This is a genomic window from Xylanibacter rarus (assembly GCF_001275135.1).
In the GTDB taxonomy this organism is placed as follows: domain Bacteria; phylum Bacteroidota; class Bacteroidia; order Bacteroidales; family Bacteroidaceae; genus Prevotella; species Prevotella rara.
Map to the genome: position 1 here is coordinate 91,167 of NZ_LFQU01000001.1, position 18,265 is coordinate 109,431.

Sequence of the window (18,265 nt, forward strand, 5' to 3'; positions counted from 1 at the left end):
TCAGTTTTTGATGATGCCGAGAATCTCATCGACGAGTTTGTCGAGGTTGCTGCCGCGTACCAGTATTTTGTCCGCCGGAAACGCCGTGGAGCGGAATACCGCCTTGCGTTCTGCCGCCGTCTCCTTGCGGAAGCGCTTACTGTCCGGTAGATGTGTTTCCAGAATGGGCAGGGCGAACTCGGCACAGACCTTGTCGTATGCCTTGTAAAGTTCAGTCTTTTCGCGTCCGTCCACCATGTTCCACACGAGGTAAATCCCTTTGATGCCGGACTTGCCCGTGCTTATCATCTGTTCGTTGATGACAGTGGCGAACTTGATGGAACTCTCCATCACCACACGGTCGGCGATGATGGGCGTGAAGATATAGTCCATTTGGGAAATGGTCTGCACCACATCGGCATTGTTGATTGTTCCCGGCAGGTCGAAGAACACGAAATCGAGGTCGGGCTGCGCTGCCACCAGATTTTCGGCGGTCTTTACCGCATCTTCCGCACGGCTGCATCTGATGATGTACGGGTTCTTCTTCAGTCGTTTGAGCTGCTCATACGCCAGCACCTTGTAATGCCCGTCCTCCATGACGGCTTTCATGTCACGCTTGCGCATGTCATGGATACTGTACTGCGGGAAATCGCAGTCCACCACGGCTACGTTGTAGCCTTTCACATAGTGCAGATAGCTTGCTACAAGCACTGTCAGGGTTGTCTTACCCGCTCCACCTTTCTGCGTGGAGATTGCCACATAAGTTGCTTCTTTCATTTTTTTGATAATTTATTTGGTTATACATCTGTCCGGTGGCGGTAGCGTATTGTCATTAGTACGTACGCACGCACTCCCATTCATTTATTTATTCACTCCTTAATCCGGCTGTGCCTGCGGGTATTCATCGGTTTGTCCAACCGTCCATGCTTTTATCCGTCCGCACGGACGTGTGCTTGGAAAACTATCTGAATACATACACCTGTTTTCAACCGTTTGGATTGATGCCCGGATTGCTGTCCGAACATCTGGCGGAAGGAGTGTATTTTCAGTCCCACATCCGAATCACACTGCAAATAAACAAGGATATTTTGGAACTTGTATCACTTCTCCGGCAAGTGGCAGCACGTTGCGCCGGTTGGCACTGATTGTCCGGGGCAAGCCTCTGTCGGACATCGCCTTAAGGGCGTAACTTTGCACCCGAACGGCAGGGTACGCCGCAGGTAGCGCAGCCCGGAGTTTGAAAGGAATCATCCCCAATCCGTCCCCGACGGATTTTTATGTTCACCTGAACATAGCAAGGTATGTTTTCAGCCGCTCAAAACATTTTGAGCAGCCATGAAAACGCCTTGCCCTTGCAGGGGGCGGGCTTACCCTCCGAAGTCGGGAAGCCTCTCAAACCTACGGTGTCTGTACCATGAAGCGGCGACTTATGCCGTCAAACCGCTAAATCCAAAGTAATATGAATGAAAAAAGAAGAAACAAAGGCGGGAGAAATCCCAAACTCGACCCGGCGGTGTTCAGATACACCGTCCGTTTCAGCGAGGAGGAACACAACCGTTTCCTCTCCATGTTCGAGAAGTCGGGCGTTTACGCCAAGTCGGTTTTCCTGAAGGCGCACTTCTTCGGGCAACCGTTCAAGGTGCTGAAAGTGGATAAAACGCTGGTGGATTACTACACCAAGCTATCTGATTTTCATGCGCAATTCCGCGCAATAGGCACGAACTACAACCAAGTCGTGAAGGAACTGAGGCTGCATTTTTCCGAGAAAAAGGCGATGGCGTTGCTCTACAAACTGGAGCAACAGACCGTCGAACTCGTGAAACTGAGCCGCCGGATTGTGGAACTGTCTAAAGAGATGCAGGAAAAATGGTCGCAAAAATCAGTGTAGGAAACTCGTTGTACGGCGCACTTGCCTACAACGGGGAGAAGATCAACAAGGAGGAAGGACGGCTGCTCACCACCAACCGCATCTACAATGACGGCACGGGAACGGTGGACATCCACCGGGCGATGGAGGACTTTCTCTCCTTCATGCCCGTGTGGTCAAGGGTGGAGAAGCCTGTGGTGCATATCTCTCTCAATCCGCATCCCGACGACGTGCTGACGGACACGGAGCTTCAGGACATCGCGCGGGAGTATCTGGAGAAGATGGGCTTCGGGAACCAGCCTTACATGGTGTACAAGCATGAGGACATTGACCGCCACCACCTGCACATCGTCACGGTACGGGTGGACGAGAACGGCAAAAGCATCGACACGCGCAATAACTTCTACCGCAGCAAGCAGATAACCCGTGAGCTGGAACGGAAGTACGGGCTGCATGACGCGGAACGGAAAAACCGCCGTCCTGATATGCAGCGGCATAAGGTGGATGTTTCGGCTGGCGATGTGAAGAAGCAGGCGGGGAATGTGGTAAAGGAACTGAACCGCCGTTACCGTTTCCAGACGATGGGCGAATACCGCGCCCTCCTTTCCTTATATAATATGACGGTGGAGGAAGCGCGGGGTAACGTGCGCGGACGGGAATATAATGGGCTGGTCTATTCCGTCACGGACGGCAAAGGCAACAAGGTCGGCAATCCTTTCAAGTCCTCGCTGTTCGGGAAGTCCGTCGGCTTTGATGCCGTACAGAGAAAGTTTGCCCGTTCCAAGCAGGAGATTAAGGACATGAAACTTGCCGACATGACAAAATGCACCGTCCTTTCCGTGCTGCAAAGTACGTATGACAAGGAGAGGTTCATAGCCACGCTCAAGGAGAAAGGTATTGACACCGTGCTGCGCTATACGGAGGAAGGACGCATCTACGGGGCCACGTTCATCGACCACCGAACAGGATGCGTGTTGAACGGCTCACGCATGGGCAGGGAACTGTCCGCCAACGCCTTGCAGGAACACTTCACGCTGCCATACGCCGGACAGCCGCCGGTTCCGCTTTCCATTACCACGGAGGGTCAGGAGGAAACGCAAGCTCCGTCCACTTCCGAATACGGAAGGGACTTGGACGGCATGGGCTTGTTTTCTCCCGAAGGCCCGGCAGTGGACGCCGAGGAGGAAGCCTTCATCCGGGCGATGCAGCGCAGGAAGAAAAAGAAGAAGCGCAAGGGCTTGGGAATGTAATCAGTCAGACAAAGTATCAACAATCAAAACAATTTCAAGGTATGTCACAACAAGAAGACGATTTGAGGGCATTGGCGAAAATCATGGATTTTCTGCGTGCCGTGAGTATTATTTTAGTGGTCATGAACGTGTACTGGTTCTGTTATGAAGCCATACGACTCTGGGGTGTGGACATCGGTGTGGTGGACAGGATACTGATGAACTTCAACCGCACGGCGGGGCTGTTCCGTTCCATCCTCTACACGAAACTATTTGCCGTCCTCCTGCTTGCCCTGTCCTGTCTGGGGACAAAGGGCGTGAAGGGCGAGAAAATCACGTGGGGGAAAATCTGGGCGGTCCTTGCCGTGGGCTTCGTGCTGTTCTTCCTCAACTGGTGGATACTGGCCCTGCCATTGCCGGTGGAGGCGGTGACGGGACTGTATATCCTGGCCGTTGGCGCGGGCTATGTATTCCTGCTGATGGGCGGTCTGTGGTTGAGCCGCCTGTTGAAGCACAACCTCATGGACGATGTGTTCAACAACGAGAACGAGAGCTTCATGCAGGAAACGCGGCTTATCGAAAGCGAGCATTCGGTCAATCTGCCGACACGGTTCTACTACAAAAAGCGTTGGAACAACGGCTGGATCAATGTGGTGAATCCTTTTCGTGCCTCCATCGTGTTGGGTACGCCGGGTAGTGGAAAGTCATACGCGGTGGTAAACAGTTTCATCAAGCAGCAGATTGAAAAGGGCTTTTCGATGTATGTATATGACTTCAAATTCAGCGACTTATCTACAATCGCCTACAACCATCTGCTGAACCACCCGGAGGGTTACAAGGTGAAGCCGAAGTTTTATGTGATAAACTTCGACGACCCGCGACGCTCGCACCGCTGTAATCCCATCCACCCGGATTTCATGGAGGATATTACGGATGCCTACGAGAGTGCCTATACGATAATGCTCAACCTCAATAAAACGTGGGTGCAGAAGCAGGGCGACTTCTTTGTGGAATCACCTATTATTTTGTTTGCCAGCATTATATGGTATCTCAAAATCTATCAAGGCGGCAAATACTGCACGTTCCCCCATGCGATTGAGTTCCTGAACCGCCGCTATGAGGATATTTTCCCGATACTGACCTCTTACCCGGAATTGGAAAACTATCTTTCTCCGTTCATGGACGCATGGCTCGGAGGGGCTGCGGAGCAGTTGATGGGGCAGATAGCAAGCGCGAAAATCCCTTTGTCAAGGATGATTTCCCCGCAGCTCTATTGGGTGATGTCGGACAGCGAGTTCACGCTGGACATCAACAACCCCGAAGAACCGAAAATACTCTGTGTGGGCAACAATCCCGACCGTCAGAATATCTACGGGGCCGCTCTCGGTCTGTATAACTCCCGTATCGTGAAACTCATCAACAAGAAAGGGATGCTGAAGTCGTCGGTCATCATCGACGAGCTGCCCACGATTTATTTCAAGGGGTTGGACAACCTTATCGCCACCGCGCGAAGCAACAAGGTTGCCGTGTGTCTGGGCTTTCAGGATTTTAGCCAGTTGGTGCGCGACTACGGTGATAAAGAAGCGAAGGTCGTGATGAACACCGTCGGCAATATCTTTTCCGGTCAGGTGGTGGGTGAAACCGCCAAGACGCTTTCCGAACGCTTCGGTAAGGTGTTGCAGAAACGGCAGTCCATTTCCATCAACCGGCAGGATGTTTCCACCTCCATCAACACGCAGATGGATTCACTCATCCCGCCGAGCAAGATTTCCGGCTTGACGCAGGGTATGTTTGTCGGTTCGGTGTCCGACAACTTCAACGAGCGTATCGAGCAGAAGATTTTTCATTGTGAGATTGTCGTGGATGCCGAGAAGGTGAGGCGCGAGGAGAAAGCCTACAAGAAAATCCCCGTCATTACCGACTTTACGGACGGGGACGGCAACGACCGCATGAAGGAAACGGTTCAGGCGAATTACAGGCGCATCAAGGAGGAAGTGAAGCAGATTGTTCAAGAGGAACTGGAACGTATCGCAAATGATGAAAACTTGAAACACCTGTTGCAGCAGAAATAACAGATTCCTTTATATGTGAAAAAGGGGATGTGTCAAAACACCCAAAATATGAAAATTACCCCTGTCACAGATATCTGTAGCAAGGGTAATTTTGTTAAAAAGAGAGTTTTGACACCCTCTTTTTATTCTCAGATTTGAGATGCTTGTTGATGGTGGTAATGGCAAGCGTCAGCAAATAATTTTTCAGCTCTGTATCGTCTTTAAGCAGTATGCTGTATTCTTCGGCAAACATTCTCAACAGTCTGGTTCTGAGTTTCGACATTTCTTCACCGAAAGGTATCTGTCGGTTTTCTTGCCAATACTCAATCACTACGGAAGATACCAGCCACTTGAACTCGGATTTCATCTCTTTGCCGAGTTTCTTGAAGCGGATTTGTTCGCTAATTGGCGGCTCGTTGTATGGCATTATGTCTGCCGGGTCATAAACGGATATACTGCCGATACCATAATCCATGATTATCGGTAAATCAGTTTTTACATCATTCTTATGTTTCTTCTTTTTAGCCATACCCGTTATTGTTGCAGGAAACCTTTACCTTTATCAGTAAGATAGTATTTCTGTTGCGGACTCTTGGAGCCTATGGGATAAAGTGAAAGGACCAAACCGGAATTTATTGCCGGATGGATATAGTTCTTTAAGAAATTCCTTTTATCTTTCATTCCCGTTTTCTCCATGATTTCTTTAGCAGAGAGAGTGTTGTTCCCAATAGCAGACAACAGTTTTCCTAACTGTGGGGTTACTGTGGGGTTACTATAGGGTTGCTGTGGGGGTGCTGTGGGGTCTTGTCCTACTGTAGTTCTTGTATAATGAAACACAATCCATACAGCATTGCCGTCGGTATGAAACTCCGGATCCGGAATACCGACACGGCGACATTCGTTTACCATAAGGGCTATGCCACGTCCCCAACTCTCCAATACTGCACTTTTGTACAGCACATTGGCTACTATCAGATTTTGTGGTTCGGAATTGTGGCCACCCAACAGTTTCTCAATGGTAATATCAGGCGGAAATGTTCCGCTGTTTTCAATCTCCACGCGGTCATCATAGATAGCAATCCCGACTGAACTGCCGGGGCGATGGTAAACACGATGTGCAAAAGCATTTATGCAACATTCTCTCAATGCCTTATATGGCACATTCAGTTCCTCTTCTCTGTACAAACCTTCAATTTTACCGGAAAGGGACAAATGCTTGAAGAAAAATGCCATTGCAGCATCCAGCAAGTTGAATATATTGCCTGTCACACGCTGATTATCTAAAAATTCATCTTTTGTCGTTCCTTTGAACCGGGCTAAACGGAGCAGACATTGGGGATAATGGTAGAAGTTCCGTCCGAATAGGACAACGGAAGCATTGTTCAGCTTTCCATCATTCAACAAGTCAAATTTTTCAAGGATGGTTCGGACATCCTCCTGCATAGAACCTTCCGGCAAACGTCCGCCTCTGATTCCTCCACGTACTGCGCCCAAGATTGCCGTTTCGTCAAGGTCGGATATTTTCAAGCCGGGATTTTGCATGGAATCCCAAGCATAGGTTCCGCCTCGCTGCATAACCAACAGGTTGTATATACCCTGCGGCATGGCAGATGTAACGCTCTCTATCCGTTGATAAGCCCTCCCCTTATAGGTGAACGGGCGCATATATCGTTGTTCTTCCGCTGATAAAGCTATAACACTTTTGTTCGTTCCCGGAATGTCTGTATAGGATATATCAATGGTCGCAAACGGCTCGATTCGTCTGATGGTTTCCGCAATATCGCGCTTCGTCTTGTCGCTCACTTCCTGACCGATAATCTTTCCCTTGTCGGTTACACCGAACAGCACCGTGCCGCCCGTACCGTTCAAGAAGGCACAAAGAGTTTCCATTCCACGCTCCAACTGCCCGGTAGTTTCTTTGAACTCAACTGTCCCGCCTTCGGCTCCGGCAATCAGTCCATTCAATATTTCGAGGTTATCTATTTTCATCCGTCATTGATTAATACTTGCAAAGTTAATGATTTTAATCGGCTTTCCGGCAGATAATAGAGTGATTGTAAATGAAGAAGGATAAGAAACCGTATAATCCGGCCGCTTATCCTTTGTTTGGCATTCGTTTATCTCCTCATCCGCTCCAATTCATCGTCATGTCGCATCTTCGCGTTCAGTTTGTCCTGCATCTTTTCAAGGAAGTAGGTGCGACTGTCGCTTTTCCTGCGTTTGATGTCCGTATAGAAGCGGTAGCAGTCTTTGGACTCCACACCGAAAAAGGAATAGAGGACAGGAGCAAGCTCTTTCAGCGAAGCCTTGCCGCCATTGATGCAGCCGGTGGCGTAGAGGGCATAGATTAGTTCTACCAACTCGACGGCATTACCGGTCCATTGCAAGGCTGGGACTGTGGCTTTGGTTTCGGATGTGGATGTTAGTGGTGGCACGGAGGTAATTGCAGAAGCGGATACCATCTTCTGCATCTTTCGGATGAAGGATAACGCCTTGCGGATATACACAGTGACGACATTCTCCTCCGATACCGACAAGTTCTGTGGATGGTGCTGTAATTCGATTTCGGCAAAAGCCAACGCCACAATAATATGCTTGGCATCATTGCCGCCGTAGCACAGGTTTATTACTTCCTGCACGAATCCGCCGTATGCCGTTTCCGTGCTACCGTTGTCTTTTCCGTTTATCATGGCGAAAAACTGTGTTTCCGCCAGTATGAGATGGTTCATTATCTTTTCTGTTTTGAGGGTTTACACTTGTTTATCAGTGTGCGCACACTGATATATGGTGCAAATCATAGCCCTAAACACGAGAAAAGATTGTGAGAAAATTGTACTACATTGTTTTTCAGAAGGATAAAATTCAAAAATAATTTTATCCTTGATTGCATCCCTTGTGAAATGTGTTCAGATTCTGAACATGTGTTCACTTTCTGAGCACGGAAATCCCGCCAAGATGTTCATAATCTGAACATTTTATGCCCGTGGCTCTTTATGATAGGTAAGCCGGATTACTCCGTCCCTATAAGTTTTGTTCTCCATAAGCCGCCAGTCATTCATAGGTAGTGCTGACTTGAAAAAATGCGCTCCGTTTCCGTCGATGGTTGGAACAACGTATAGTATGATTTCATCTATCACGTTCATCCGTAACAGTCCGTTGGCATATTCGGTATTCCCGGCAGTTACTTCCAACAAATGGCAAATGCTTCCACCTTCCTCCCTCCATTCTTGAAGTACGGATACCGAATAGTCGGATGTCAGCTTATACAGGGCATTGGCACGTATTTCATCCATACCGTAATCTTCGGTTTGAAGCAACCGCTTCCGGGGATGCAGTTTCATCGGACAGCCATCTATTGAGATAACGGCAAGTAATTGTATTTTCGCCATAACGTATTTTCTTTCCTTTTTGGCGAGGCAAAAAAGTAGCGTGCAATTCACACTACTTTCAAGCGATGGCTCTGGTAAAGCCTTTACGGAGAGTACGTGAATGCACGCTATGCGTAAGCATAGCATAAGCATCACGCAATCGTCTCCGTAGTTTCAATTTACCAGATTTTCGCTCGAAACGCCTTGCGGTCTTATGTCTATATCATCGGCGAAAAGTTACCCAATCGCCTGCTATTTTCTGAAATACAATTGCAAAGTTAATTAATTATTGCCATTTACAGCCATACTCCGGTCAGTTTTCTTCATTCAATCCATACTCTACCAATTTATTATACAGCGTTGTCCTGCCGATACCCAGTATCTTTGCAGCCATTTTCTTGTTACCGGCTGCTTGTTTCAAAGCACGCAGGATACGTCCTCTTTCTTCATCCCCGCTCTTCAATGTAAAACAAGCGGAAGTAGCGGACGGTTCATTGTCAAGTTCCAAATCGGCTTCGGTTATCATATCGCCTTCTGATTGCAGGACTGCCGTCTGTATCTTCTGTTTCAACTCGCGCACGTTGCCCGGCCACGCATGGGCGAGCAGGGCATTACGGGCAGATGCGGCAAAACCTTTTACTTCACGTTCCAACTCACGGTTTGCCATTTCACGGAAGAACTCGGCCAATGGCATGATGTCTTCCGGGCAGTCGCGCAAGGGCGGCATGGTTATCACATACTCCTGCAAGCGATAGAGCAAATCCTGCCGGAACCGCTTTTCCGTTACGGCTTTCTGCAAATCCTCGTTGGTTGCAGCCACTATCCTCACGTTGGCTGTTTTGTCCTCCTTTGCACCGACGGGACGGTAACGGCGTTCCTGTATGGCGCGGAGCAGCATCTGTTGCATCTCCATTGTTAGGTTGCCCACTTCGTCAAGGAACAGCGTGCCGCCATCCGCTTCCAGAAAATACCCCGTCTTGTTTGCTTCGGCACCCGTAAACGCGCCCTTGACGTGTCCGAAGAAGGCGGATTGTATCAATGACGGGGACAAGGCTCCGCAGTCTACTGCCACAAAAGGTTTATCGGCAAGTTTGCTTTGTTGGTGTATATGTTGTGCGATATGTTCCTTGCCCGTACCGTTCTCGCCCAGTATCAGCACGCTCATCCGGGTGGTGGCTACAAGGCGCACACGTTTCTTGATTTTCTGATAGGCTTCGCCCTGCCGGACGAATATCGGAATGTTCCATTGTAGTCGCTTTTCATGTTCTTTTTGCAGGGTGCGGATAAGCGGTATCAGTTTATCCTCCAACAACTGTTTCTGTATGTAATCCTTTGAGCCGAGCTTCATACTTTCCACTGCCGTATGCACCTCCCCGTAATTGGTCATAACGATAAACACCTGCTGTTTGTCGTTGGCACGCATCCACCGTAACAATTCTATGCTTTCACCGTCGGGGAGGCGTAGGTCGGCAACGACAATATCATCCACCTCTGACTTTGCCAATAGTTTCTTGGCAGTGGCAAGATTATATGCCGACATAGTATCGAAGCTGTCTTTCTTCAGCAGGTTGCAGACATAATCGTTATAGACGGGGTTGTCCTCAATCACAAATACTTTCATCCGACGACCTCCTTTCCTTTTGCGCAAGTTCTATGATAACTGTTCCCATACGAAGCATGGCATCCACGCATTTCCGCAATTCCATTTCGGAACATTCAGATTCTTGATGCAGCAGTTCATACAGGTTCCACAAGGGTTTGTCAGCACGGATAACAGCCCATGAACTTCGCTGACGGTGCATCCATTCGTCCAACGCCTTGCGGTCATTCCTCTCCATGATTTCCCGGACAGCCTGCATATCCTTTTCTGTTTCGGTTATCAAACGGTCGAGCATCGCCCGTTTGTCACCATATGCAAGCAGAGAGGACAAGTCGGGAAGTTCATCCTTGTCCGTACTTGTCAAAAGGCATTTGTCTGATACAGCAACCAGTTCGGAAATGGAAAATGGCTTGAACAGGCAGGCGGTAAATCCATTTTCCAACAGCTCCTCTTCGCTGCAACTGCCGGAGGCGGTCGCCACGACAATGGGAATCTCTTTCGAGTTGCTGACACTTGACGAGCGTAACAACTCCAACACCTCATAGCCGTTAATCTCCGGCATTTTCATATCGGTTATCATGAGGTCGTATGTGTGCTGCCGCATGGCTTCCATTGCATCGCCAATAGTGGTGAACGTGTCGCAATGCACACCTATACCAGCATACATTTCCTTTGTCATGGATAATACCATCGGATTGTCGTCCAATACGATGACAGAATAAGGTCTTTCTATATGAGCCAGACTTTCTGCGGCTGTCTGTTCTTTAATACCAATATCGGCAGTGTTCATTGGCAACTCCACAGTAAAACGACTGCCTTCTCCTTTTTCGCTTTCCAAGCGTATAGTGCCGCCAAGCATACCGACAATCTGTTTCACAATGCTTAACCCCAATCCGAAACCGTCTTGCGTTGCGGCGTTGGAAAGCCGCTCGAACGCTCCGAACACTCGCTGTTGTTCTTCCGCACTCATGCCGGTTCCGGTGTCCTCTACTACAAGGGTCAGCCTATTGCCGTCATAGCTTATGACAAGTGAAACGCTTCCGGCATTCGTGAACTTGACGGCATTGCCCAGCAGGTTGTCGCATATCTGTATGATGCGCTCCTTGTCGCCATTCAGGATAATACCCTCCGGGCACTCGATGGTAAGTTTAAGATCTTTTGCTTCTGCTTGTTGCGTAAACTCCGTTTGCAACAGCTCCGCGATGTTTTCCAAACGAAACGGACGGACATTCGCCTGTTCCTTGCCGCTGTCCAAGCGGAAGAAGTCAAGCAGGGAGTTGAGCATGTCGGTCATTCTCTTGGAGGCTTGCAGGATATTGTCCGCATAACCGCTTATCTTTTCTTCTTCGTTGTCCTGCATCAGTTCCGCATATCCATGTATGGCAGTCAGTGGTGTGCGTAGCTCGTGGGTGATGGTGTGCATCGCTTTCTTGCGTGAGGCTATCAACGATTCGTTTTGTTTTACGGACTTTTGCAGTTGCCCGATTAAATCTGTTGTCTTACGTTTGTACTGCTTGATGCGGGTGGCATAGCGGTGAATGATGATGTATGAAATAATGAGCAACAGCAGCATGACACCCGTTATGATACCTACCTGCAAGAACGATCTTTCACGCATAGCGGATATTTCCGCCTCACGTTCCTGCAAGTCAGCCTGCACCTTGTGGTCCATCTGCTGGATAAGGGTTTGCAGTTGGCGGTTCAGTTCCGCATTGCGGCTGGCAAGGCTGTCGGCATATTCCGACAGACGATGGCTTTGGGCACGTTGTTGCGCTATCATATCACGGTTCAGTGTGTAGAGCATCGTGGTGGTCGTCGTCGGAGGTGCTTCCTGTTTCTTGCCGAACAACCCGAGAAAACCTTTCCTCCTCTGTTTCTTCGGCTCTTCCTGCCTGCTCGTTTGCACTATCACCGGCACCTGCTTGGCTATCCGGCGGTTGATGTCCGCCTGTTGTTCCAGAGCCTCCATGATGGCGCACAGCCGCTTTTCCTTGTCCTCCAGCAAGTGGCGCACGCTGTCTATGCGCACCGATTCGTAATGGCTCTTGAAGCGGCAAAGCATACTATCCACCGTCATCCGTTGCCGCCGGTATGCCGCCACATCCTTATCGTCCCATTCCAGCACCGACTCGCCCAAAAGAGACAACTCCACCACACCCACATACGCATCGTGTGTTTCCTTGCGGAAGCGGTTGATTTCACGGTTCTCCCGTTCCAGCAACTCCAAGTCGCGCCATTCTCCGAGCCACGTGCAGATGATGCCGCCCACCAGCAGGACTATCAACAGATAGCCTGCGGCAAGCAGCTTGCGGAAATGCTTGGTAGTGGTAACGAATTGTTCGCTCATTTGCTGTTTGTGTAAATACCGTTATTTAAAATACGCATATAGGTCGTGGAACTTCGCAGGTTCATGGATGAGAATGGCGGCCATGCTGCCTATGACCGCCACCAGAATTATATATCCGAATAGAATTCTACTCCTCAATGAAACAACCATTCTTCCCTTATTTACAATTGTTATAATTATTAAGGCATCTGACCACCGGCGATAGGTGGAATTTCTGTTAGTATGGGATTTCTCGGGATTGAGTTAAAAATTCTTTGGCCACGTATGGCTTGACTTGGAGGAGCGTTTTCATTTACATCAAGCCGATAACATCTATCGTTAAATGTTATAATTCCCCAAATACCAATGGTTCCTGGGATTCTCGCCAATCCTTCAGTAGGTTTAAAAAGAACAACATTATCTATTATTCGATTTTTAACCGCCAGATTCCATGATGTTTTAATACTATTGTTAGGCGTTGGAATATGAGCAACATACCTAATGCCATTGTGCCTAAAACTGGCCATATAACACCCCGAAAAACCTGAACTTAAAGTATCTATGCCATTTGAAGCAACGACTGCTATTCCATCCGCAATATATATGACACAGGCATAGTCTAATCTAAGAAAACGATAGTTACGGGTATATCCTTTTATTTGAAATGTCAAATTACTTTGCGTGGCAATCGGAGGGGTCAAACCTACATTATAAATATTTTGATAATGAAACCGTGCAATATTTGTCATTACTGCTCGACTGTTTGGCAATCTTAATGCTTGAATCAAATTCATATATTTACTTACTGTTACTTTCGTTTGTTATAGGCTCGATACATGATGCCATTATATCCATCAGTTTAGACAGACCTTCGGTCTGCGGCTGCTGACTGGCTGTCACATGTATCTGGTATTTTGCCGTTTGGTTGGTCATGCGGGTGTTCTCGCGGGCGGTCGTGACTTTGCCGCTGATTTCCGCATTTATAAACCAATGTTTTGCAGAAGCTTTTGCCTCTACTTCTGCGTTGGTAGTGCTTTTTACGTTTGATGTATCGGTAACCTCCATCTGGAAATCGACATCCACGCGATCTATGAGCAGGGAAGGAATAGGCACCAATCCTATAAACGGAGCCTTGACACTTTGTGACATTGTTGTCATTTTTCCATCCTGCTGTATCGGTCTTTCGACATCGAATTCCAATATACGCGCTTTATTGCCGCTTTTACCATCAAATGCAATTTGCTGGTAGAAATTCCATGCTGTCGCTGCCAATTCCTGTTGTGCTTCGGCTGCTGCAATAAGTGGAGCTGCAATAAGTTCCCGCATGGGAAGCCCCTTGAATTTGTCAGTCACGTTTGAATCTGCTTTAAGAACTGGAGAAGTTTCTCTGTTTTGAGTCTCTTCCAATGCAGCGGAGATAATTTCTTTCGCCTGTCCGCTTACATTTTCATTCAAGTTTTCCGCATTTTCTTGTTGCCCTTGGTTCTTTATTTCTTCTGCCATAACATTTGAATTTTAAAATTGTTAGATATTTTTTACAAAATCGTCAATAATTCGGGAAATGCTCTCCGGAGTCTCCTGAACCTTAAAATTGACGCAAACCTCCATGACATCATCCGCATCCGGTTTTATGTTGCTCATCTGCATCTGGAGATTGGCTCTTTGTGGGCTGGATAACAATAAGTTGTTTTCCGGAATCTGTGATTCCACGCTTCCGACCTTCGCCTTGAACTTTATCTGCACATTATCCATCGCAAGATAATGATGGGATATCAAAGCTATAAGTGGAATATCAATAGTCTTGTCTCCAACCATGATTTTTTTCGATTGGAACGTATTTGCGTTATTTGCATTTGTTCCTTCAAAAAGTCTGGTCAGATTTTGTATCTGATGATTCTGCAATGTATCTTGTGCACAGTTTACGGCGTATTGCAAACCATTCATAATATCAGAGAATGAATTGGTTTGAACACTGTCCGGCTCATCGTCATTATTTTTCTTGTCTCTGTGAAAAAGTCCCATGTTTTTAATTTAATTACTTGATTTGTTGCCTTTAATGAGCACCAATCTTGGCAATGTCCGGCTTACAGCTTCCATATTTACACTGGAGTCTATATTATTATTAACAATGCCTTGATGCCAAAACCTATATGGTGGATTCTCCGTGTGTTCCATCACGTCCTCCTTTTTTTATTGGGGTTATACTTCGTTTAATGTTCGTTGCGGACGGAACATTTCCGCCCGCAACGGCTTACTGCTTCCTCAAGGTAGGCAATGCTCCGTTAAGTTCGTAACGCCACTTTGAGCCTGCGTTCTGCAAGGCGGTGTTCATGGCATCAACGGCGTTCTTCCAGGTAACGCCAGTGCCGTCCACCTTCGTGGCTTCGGTGCTTTTCTTATTGTAGCCGATACCTTGTTCATGATTGTTCTTCCAATAGCAGGCGGTCATCACGTTGGCGTAGTTATTTCCCAAAAAAACCGCCGATATGTACATAGCCAGTGCTACTACCCGTACTGGTTACGTTGCCCGTGGCATAGCAGGCAAGGAGGCTGCTTCCTGCGTTCATTCCCACCAGACCGCCGCCAGCGATATTCTTTTTGGGGGCTATTTCTATGGTCACGTTGCCCGTGGCATAGCAAGCGGTCAGGGTGGCACTCGAATTCGTCTGACCTGCCACGCCGCCGACATCGACCGTTCCCTTCACTGTGGCCGAGGAGCTGCATCCGGTGATGGAACCGCCTATTTGAACACCCACCACACCGCCGACATACACCGTGCCGCTGACGCTGCCCGACACCGAGCAGTTTTCAATGGTGCCCCAGCCAGATCCTACCACGCCGCCAATACTGCCGCCATATATTTGATTGCTTGTTATCTGTACGCCCTCCATCACCACGTTCTTCACCGTACCAGCTCTATTGAGCCAGCCGAACAGACCCGCAAATTCGTCATTTGTCGTAAAGGTCAGCCCCGTAATGGTATGGCCGCCACCGTCGAAGGTGCCTTTGTATGAGTTGTCGTAGTCTGTGCCTATCGGTGTCCAGTCTTTGCCTGTGAGGTCAATGTCAGCGGTGAGGGTAATGTTTATGTCGGTCTTACCTCCGTTCACTAATTCGGCTACATTCAGCAGGCCGTCGGCGTTATAGACCGTGTAGCTGCCGTTGCTCTCTATGGTATAGCCCAGGTCTTTTGCCGCAGCGAGGGAGACGGTGTAGGTATATTCACCGCCCGCCTGCCAGTCGGTAGCATTCTTCATCTTATAAACGAAGGTCTTGCCGTTAGTGAAGGTGCTGGTAATGAAGGCTGTGCCAGCTGCCACACTTTGCGGGGCGACGATGGCGGTGTAGGTGTTGCTGCCCTTGTCATACGGGACGATTATATCCGGGTTGTCGCCTTCGGTGGAGAGACCCGTCAACTGCACGGATGCCAGCCCCTCGGTGTAGTCCGTCAGAACGACGGTCACTCGCGCCGTGCGGTGGGTGAAGCGGAGCGTGGGGCTACCGTAGATCACCTTCTGTCCGTCGGCTACGATGAGGTCGCTGGTCTCAAAGTCTTTCTGGGCACTTTGGTTGGCTTTTACCTTTACCGCAGGTGGGGTTGTCTCGCCAGCGGTGTAGGGCCACCACGCTGTGACGGTGATGTCGTTGTGGTTGGTCCAGTAGTACGGGTCGGTGGAGGTCAGCGTGGCGCTGGTGGGGTCGGCGGTGGAGGGCGTCACGTTGTACGTCTTCACCATGCCGTCCATCAGAACTGCCACGCTCTGCACACCCGTCCAATTGCCATTCGCGGGGGCACGGGTGCCGGCGGTGGCTGTCGCGGCGGGATTCAGCCCCGTGGCGGTGAAGACGATGGGTGTGCCTTCCGCCCCTTCCGGTAGGAAGCCCGCTTCGTCCTGCGTGCAGGCGCCCAATAAGAGGGCGAGCGCTGCAAGTGCAAAAAATCTTATCCTCATAATATCTGTTATTTTATTACTCTGGTTCTTTCCGTTGCGGGCGGAACATTTCCCCCGACGGTTTACTGCTTCATCAAGGTGGGCAATGCTCCTTTAAGTTCGTAACGCCACTCTGAGCCTGCGTTCTGCAAGGCGGTGTTCATGGCATCAACGGCATTCTCCCAGGTAACGTTAGTGCCGTCCACCTTCGTGACATTGGTGCTTCCCCTATTGTAGCTGATACCTTGTTCATGATTGTTCTTCCAATAGCAGGCGGTCACGGTAATGTAGTTATCTCCCAAAAAGCCGCCGATATGTACATGGCCAGTGCTACTACCAGTACTGGTTACGTTGCCCGTGGCATAGCAGGAAAGGAGGCTGATTCCGTCGTTGAATCCTACCAGACCGCCGCCAGAGATATCCTGTGTGCGGTCTATTTCTATGTTCACGTTGCCTGTGGCATAGCAAGCGGTCAAGGTGGCACCAAAAATCGTCTGACCTGCCACGCCGCCGACTTTGATCGTTCCCTTCACTGTGGCAGAGGAACTGCATCCGGTGATGGAACCGTCCCTTTGAACACCCACCACACCGCCGACATACATCGTGCCGCTGACGCTGCCCGACACCGAGCAGTTTTCAATGGTGCCCCAGCTATATCCTGCCACGCCGCCGGCATAACCCGACCTGTGATTGCATGTTATCTGTATGCCATCCATCACCACATTCTTCACCGTAGCGGCGCCATTATTGAAATTACCGAGATAGCCGAACAGACCCGCATATTCGTCATTTGTCGTAACGGTTAGCCCCGTGATGGTATGGCCGCCGCCGTCGAAGGTGCCGGTGTATGAGTTGTCGTAGTCTGTGCCTATCGGCGTCCAGCCTTTGCCTGTGAGGTCAATGTTTTTGTCGAGGGTAATGTTTATGTCGGTCTTACCTCCGTTCACTAATTCGGCTACATTCATCAGGCCGTCTGCGTTATAGACCGTGTAGGTCTTGGTGTTGCTGTCGTAGTTGTAGCCCAAATCCTCAGCCTCACCACTCTCGCCGCCGCCGTCAACCCAGCTGCCGATGGTGCAACCCTCTAACGTCAGGCCGGTGGCGTTCACCTTAACGGTGTAAGAATAGCGGTTGCCAGCCTCTAATACGACGTTGTTCTGCGGGCGGAAGTAGAAGGTGCCGCCGCCGAGTTCCACCCGGACGAACGGCTTGCCTGCCACAACGGTCTGCGGGGCAGTCAGTGCCTCGTAGGTGTTGCCGCTTGCGTTGTAGGTCTTGATGGCAGTCGGGTTGCCGTTATCGGCGGACAGGCTCACGAGGCTCACCGTGGCACCGTCCACGCTCGTGAATCCCGTGCCGGGCTTCAGTTCGATTGTCACGCGTGCCGTGCGGTGGGTAAATTCAAGAGTCGGGGTGTTAAATTCCACCTTCCGGTTCTCAGCAGAGATGAAGTCGCTGTTCTGGAAGTCAGCCAATTTGCTCTGGTCTTCGGCCACCTTCACGGCAGGCATCTGTGTGATGTTGGCATTGTTGAAGGGCCACCATGCCGATACGGTAATTGGGTCGCGGCTGGTCCAGTAGTACGGGTCGTTCTCGCGTGAAAGCGTGGCACTCTTGAAATCGGTAGAAGCCGTTACGGTGTATTCCTTTACCGCATCGCCCATCTTGAGTGCGACGGAAGTGACGCCCTGCCAGTCGCCGTCCACGGAGGCACGGGTGGAAGGGGCTGCCAGCGGCGTTGCTTCTACGGACAGTCCGGTGGCACGGATGAATACAGGGTATTCACCTTCGGGCAGACGGTTATCGCCAGCAAGTTCGTCCTGTGTGCAGGCGGCGAGGGCGAACAGCAGTGCGGTGGCTGCGGGGATAAATAATCTATGTCTCATAATTCTTCATTCTAATCGATTAATTAT

At 49.5% G+C, this 18,265-nt stretch carries 15 protein-coding genes and 1 pseudogene; 4 read left to right on the forward strand and 12 right to left on the reverse strand.

The window, feature by feature from the left end:
* Nucleotides 1-756, reverse strand: a complete 756-nt coding sequence (locus ACU52_RS00445; RefSeq protein WP_053397343.1) for a ParA family protein — start codon at nucleotides 754-756, stop codon at nucleotides 1-3.
* A gap of 146 nt (nucleotides 757-902) precedes the next feature.
* On the opposite strand from ACU52_RS00445, the gene ACU52_RS15955 reads away from it, so the two are divergent.
* From ACU52_RS15955 to mobC, 4 genes are all read left to right on the forward strand, one after another.
* A complete protein-coding gene (locus tag ACU52_RS15955; protein WP_049100626.1) occupies nucleotides 903-1,124 on the forward strand; it encodes a hypothetical protein in 222 nt (73 codons plus the stop codon).
* 314 nt (nucleotides 1,125-1,438) lie between these two features.
* Complete coding sequence (mobA, locus tag ACU52_RS00450) at nucleotides 1,439-1,867, forward strand: conjugal transfer protein MobA (RefSeq protein WP_053397344.1); 429 nt, start codon at nucleotides 1,439-1,441, stop codon at nucleotides 1,865-1,867.
* Nucleotides 1,846-3,096, forward strand: a complete 1,251-nt coding sequence (gene mobB, locus ACU52_RS00455; RefSeq protein WP_053397345.1) for a conjugal transfer protein MobB — start codon at nucleotides 1,846-1,848, stop codon at nucleotides 3,094-3,096. Before mobA ends, mobB begins: the two co-directional genes overlap by 22 nt.
* A gap of 41 nt (nucleotides 3,097-3,137) precedes the next feature.
* Nucleotides 3,138-5,147: a conjugal transfer protein MobC gene (gene mobC / locus ACU52_RS00460; RefSeq protein ID WP_053397346.1), complete on the forward strand. Its 2,010-nt coding sequence runs from the start codon at nucleotides 3,138-3,140 to the stop codon at nucleotides 5,145-5,147.
* A gap of 94 nt (nucleotides 5,148-5,241) precedes the next feature.
* Here the strand turns inward: mobC and ACU52_RS00465 are convergent, their stop codons facing one another.
* The 11 genes and pseudogenes from ACU52_RS00465 to ACU52_RS00515 form a co-directional block, all read right to left on the reverse strand.
* Nucleotides 5,242-5,655, reverse strand: a complete 414-nt coding sequence (locus tag ACU52_RS00465; RefSeq protein ID WP_048927473.1) for a hypothetical protein — start codon at nucleotides 5,653-5,655, stop codon at nucleotides 5,242-5,244.
* 5 nt (nucleotides 5,656-5,660) lie between these two features.
* A complete protein-coding gene (locus tag ACU52_RS00470) occupies nucleotides 5,661-7,115 on the reverse strand; it encodes an ATP-binding protein (protein WP_053397347.1) in 1,455 nt (484 codons plus the stop codon).
* A 128-nt stretch (nucleotides 7,116-7,243) separates the two neighbouring features.
* Entirely contained in the window at nucleotides 7,244-7,855 is a 612-nt protein-coding gene (locus ACU52_RS00475) for an RteC domain-containing protein (protein WP_053397348.1), read from the reverse strand.
* Between the two features lie 246 nt (nucleotides 7,856-8,101).
* On the reverse strand, nucleotides 8,102-8,515 hold the full coding sequence (locus tag ACU52_RS00480; protein WP_004315319.1) for a dihydrofolate reductase family protein: 414 nt from the start codon (nucleotides 8,513-8,515) through the stop codon (nucleotides 8,102-8,104).
* Nucleotides 8,516-8,807: 292 nt separating this feature from the next.
* The gene (locus ACU52_RS00485) at nucleotides 8,808-10,115 is read right to left on the reverse strand and encodes a sigma-54-dependent transcriptional regulator (RefSeq protein ID WP_008019868.1); all 1,308 of its coding nucleotides are present in this window, start codon (nucleotides 10,113-10,115) and stop codon (nucleotides 8,808-8,810) included.
* The gene (locus tag ACU52_RS00490; RefSeq protein WP_053397349.1) at nucleotides 10,096-12,441 is read right to left on the reverse strand and encodes a hybrid sensor histidine kinase/response regulator; all 2,346 of its coding nucleotides are present in this window, start codon (nucleotides 12,439-12,441) and stop codon (nucleotides 10,096-10,098) included. The genes ACU52_RS00485 and ACU52_RS00490 overlap by 20 nt, the downstream gene beginning before the upstream one ends.
* A gap of 179 nt (nucleotides 12,442-12,620) precedes the next feature.
* On the reverse strand, nucleotides 12,621-13,214 hold the full coding sequence (locus ACU52_RS00495) for a hypothetical protein (RefSeq protein WP_053397350.1): 594 nt from the start codon (nucleotides 13,212-13,214) through the stop codon (nucleotides 12,621-12,623).
* Between the two features lie 4 nt (nucleotides 13,215-13,218).
* Complete coding sequence (locus ACU52_RS00500; RefSeq protein WP_007749099.1) at nucleotides 13,219-13,923, reverse strand: DUF2589 domain-containing protein; 705 nt, start codon at nucleotides 13,921-13,923, stop codon at nucleotides 13,219-13,221.
* A 21-nt stretch (nucleotides 13,924-13,944) separates the two neighbouring features.
* Nucleotides 13,945-14,442, reverse strand: a complete 498-nt coding sequence (locus ACU52_RS00505; protein ID WP_005680436.1) for a DUF2589 domain-containing protein — start codon at nucleotides 14,440-14,442, stop codon at nucleotides 13,945-13,947.
* A 229-nt stretch (nucleotides 14,443-14,671) separates the two neighbouring features.
* Nucleotides 14,672-16,373: pseudogene (locus ACU52_RS00510) on the reverse strand (fimbrillin family protein).
* 62 nt (nucleotides 16,374-16,435) lie between these two features.
* Nucleotides 16,436-18,238, reverse strand: a complete 1,803-nt coding sequence (locus ACU52_RS00515) for a fimbrillin family protein (RefSeq protein ID WP_053397351.1) — start codon at nucleotides 18,236-18,238, stop codon at nucleotides 16,436-16,438.
* Nucleotides 18,239-18,265 lie beyond the last annotated feature (27 nt).

What these genes read in the sequence shown, in the direction of transcription:
- ACU52_RS00445 (WP_053397343.1), bottom strand. Translation starts at nt 756, where the DNA reads ATGAAAGAAGCAACTTATGTGGCAATCTCCACGCAGAAAGGTGGAGCG.
- ACU52_RS15955 (WP_049100626.1), top strand. Translation starts at nt 903, where the DNA reads ATGCTTTTATCCGTCCGCACGGACGTGTGCTTGGAAAACTATCTGAAT.
- mobA (WP_053397344.1), top strand. Translation starts at nt 1,439, where the DNA reads ATGAATGAAAAAAGAAGAAACAAAGGCGGGAGAAATCCCAAACTCGAC.
- mobB (WP_053397345.1), top strand. Translation starts at nt 1,846, where the DNA reads ATGGTCGCAAAAATCAGTGTAGGAAACTCGTTGTACGGCGCACTTGCC.
- mobC (WP_053397346.1), top strand. Translation starts at nt 3,138, where the DNA reads ATGTCACAACAAGAAGACGATTTGAGGGCATTGGCGAAAATCATGGAT.
- ACU52_RS00465 (WP_048927473.1), bottom strand. Translation starts at nt 5,655, where the DNA reads ATGGCTAAAAAGAAGAAACATAAGAATGATGTAAAAACTGATTTACCG.
- ACU52_RS00470 (WP_053397347.1), bottom strand. Translation starts at nt 7,115, where the DNA reads ATGAAAATAGATAACCTCGAAATATTGAATGGACTGATTGCCGGAGCC.
- ACU52_RS00475 (WP_053397348.1), bottom strand. Translation starts at nt 7,855, where the DNA reads ATGAACCATCTCATACTGGCGGAAACACAGTTTTTCGCCATGATAAAC.
- ACU52_RS00480 (WP_004315319.1), bottom strand. Translation starts at nt 8,515, where the DNA reads ATGGCGAAAATACAATTACTTGCCGTTATCTCAATAGATGGCTGTCCG.
- ACU52_RS00485 (WP_008019868.1), bottom strand. Translation starts at nt 10,115, where the DNA reads ATGAAAGTATTTGTGATTGAGGACAACCCCGTCTATAACGATTATGTC.
- ACU52_RS00490 (WP_053397349.1), bottom strand. Translation starts at nt 12,441, where the DNA reads ATGAGCGAACAATTCGTTACCACTACCAAGCATTTCCGCAAGCTGCTT.
- ACU52_RS00495 (WP_053397350.1), bottom strand. Translation starts at nt 13,214, where the DNA reads ATGAATTTGATTCAAGCATTAAGATTGCCAAACAGTCGAGCAGTAATG.
- ACU52_RS00500 (WP_007749099.1), bottom strand. Translation starts at nt 13,923, where the DNA reads ATGGCAGAAGAAATAAAGAACCAAGGGCAACAAGAAAATGCGGAAAAC.
- ACU52_RS00505 (WP_005680436.1), bottom strand. Translation starts at nt 14,442, where the DNA reads ATGGGACTTTTTCACAGAGACAAGAAAAATAATGACGATGAGCCGGAC.
- ACU52_RS00515 (WP_053397351.1), bottom strand. Translation starts at nt 18,238, where the DNA reads ATGAGACATAGATTATTTATCCCCGCAGCCACCGCACTGCTGTTCGCC.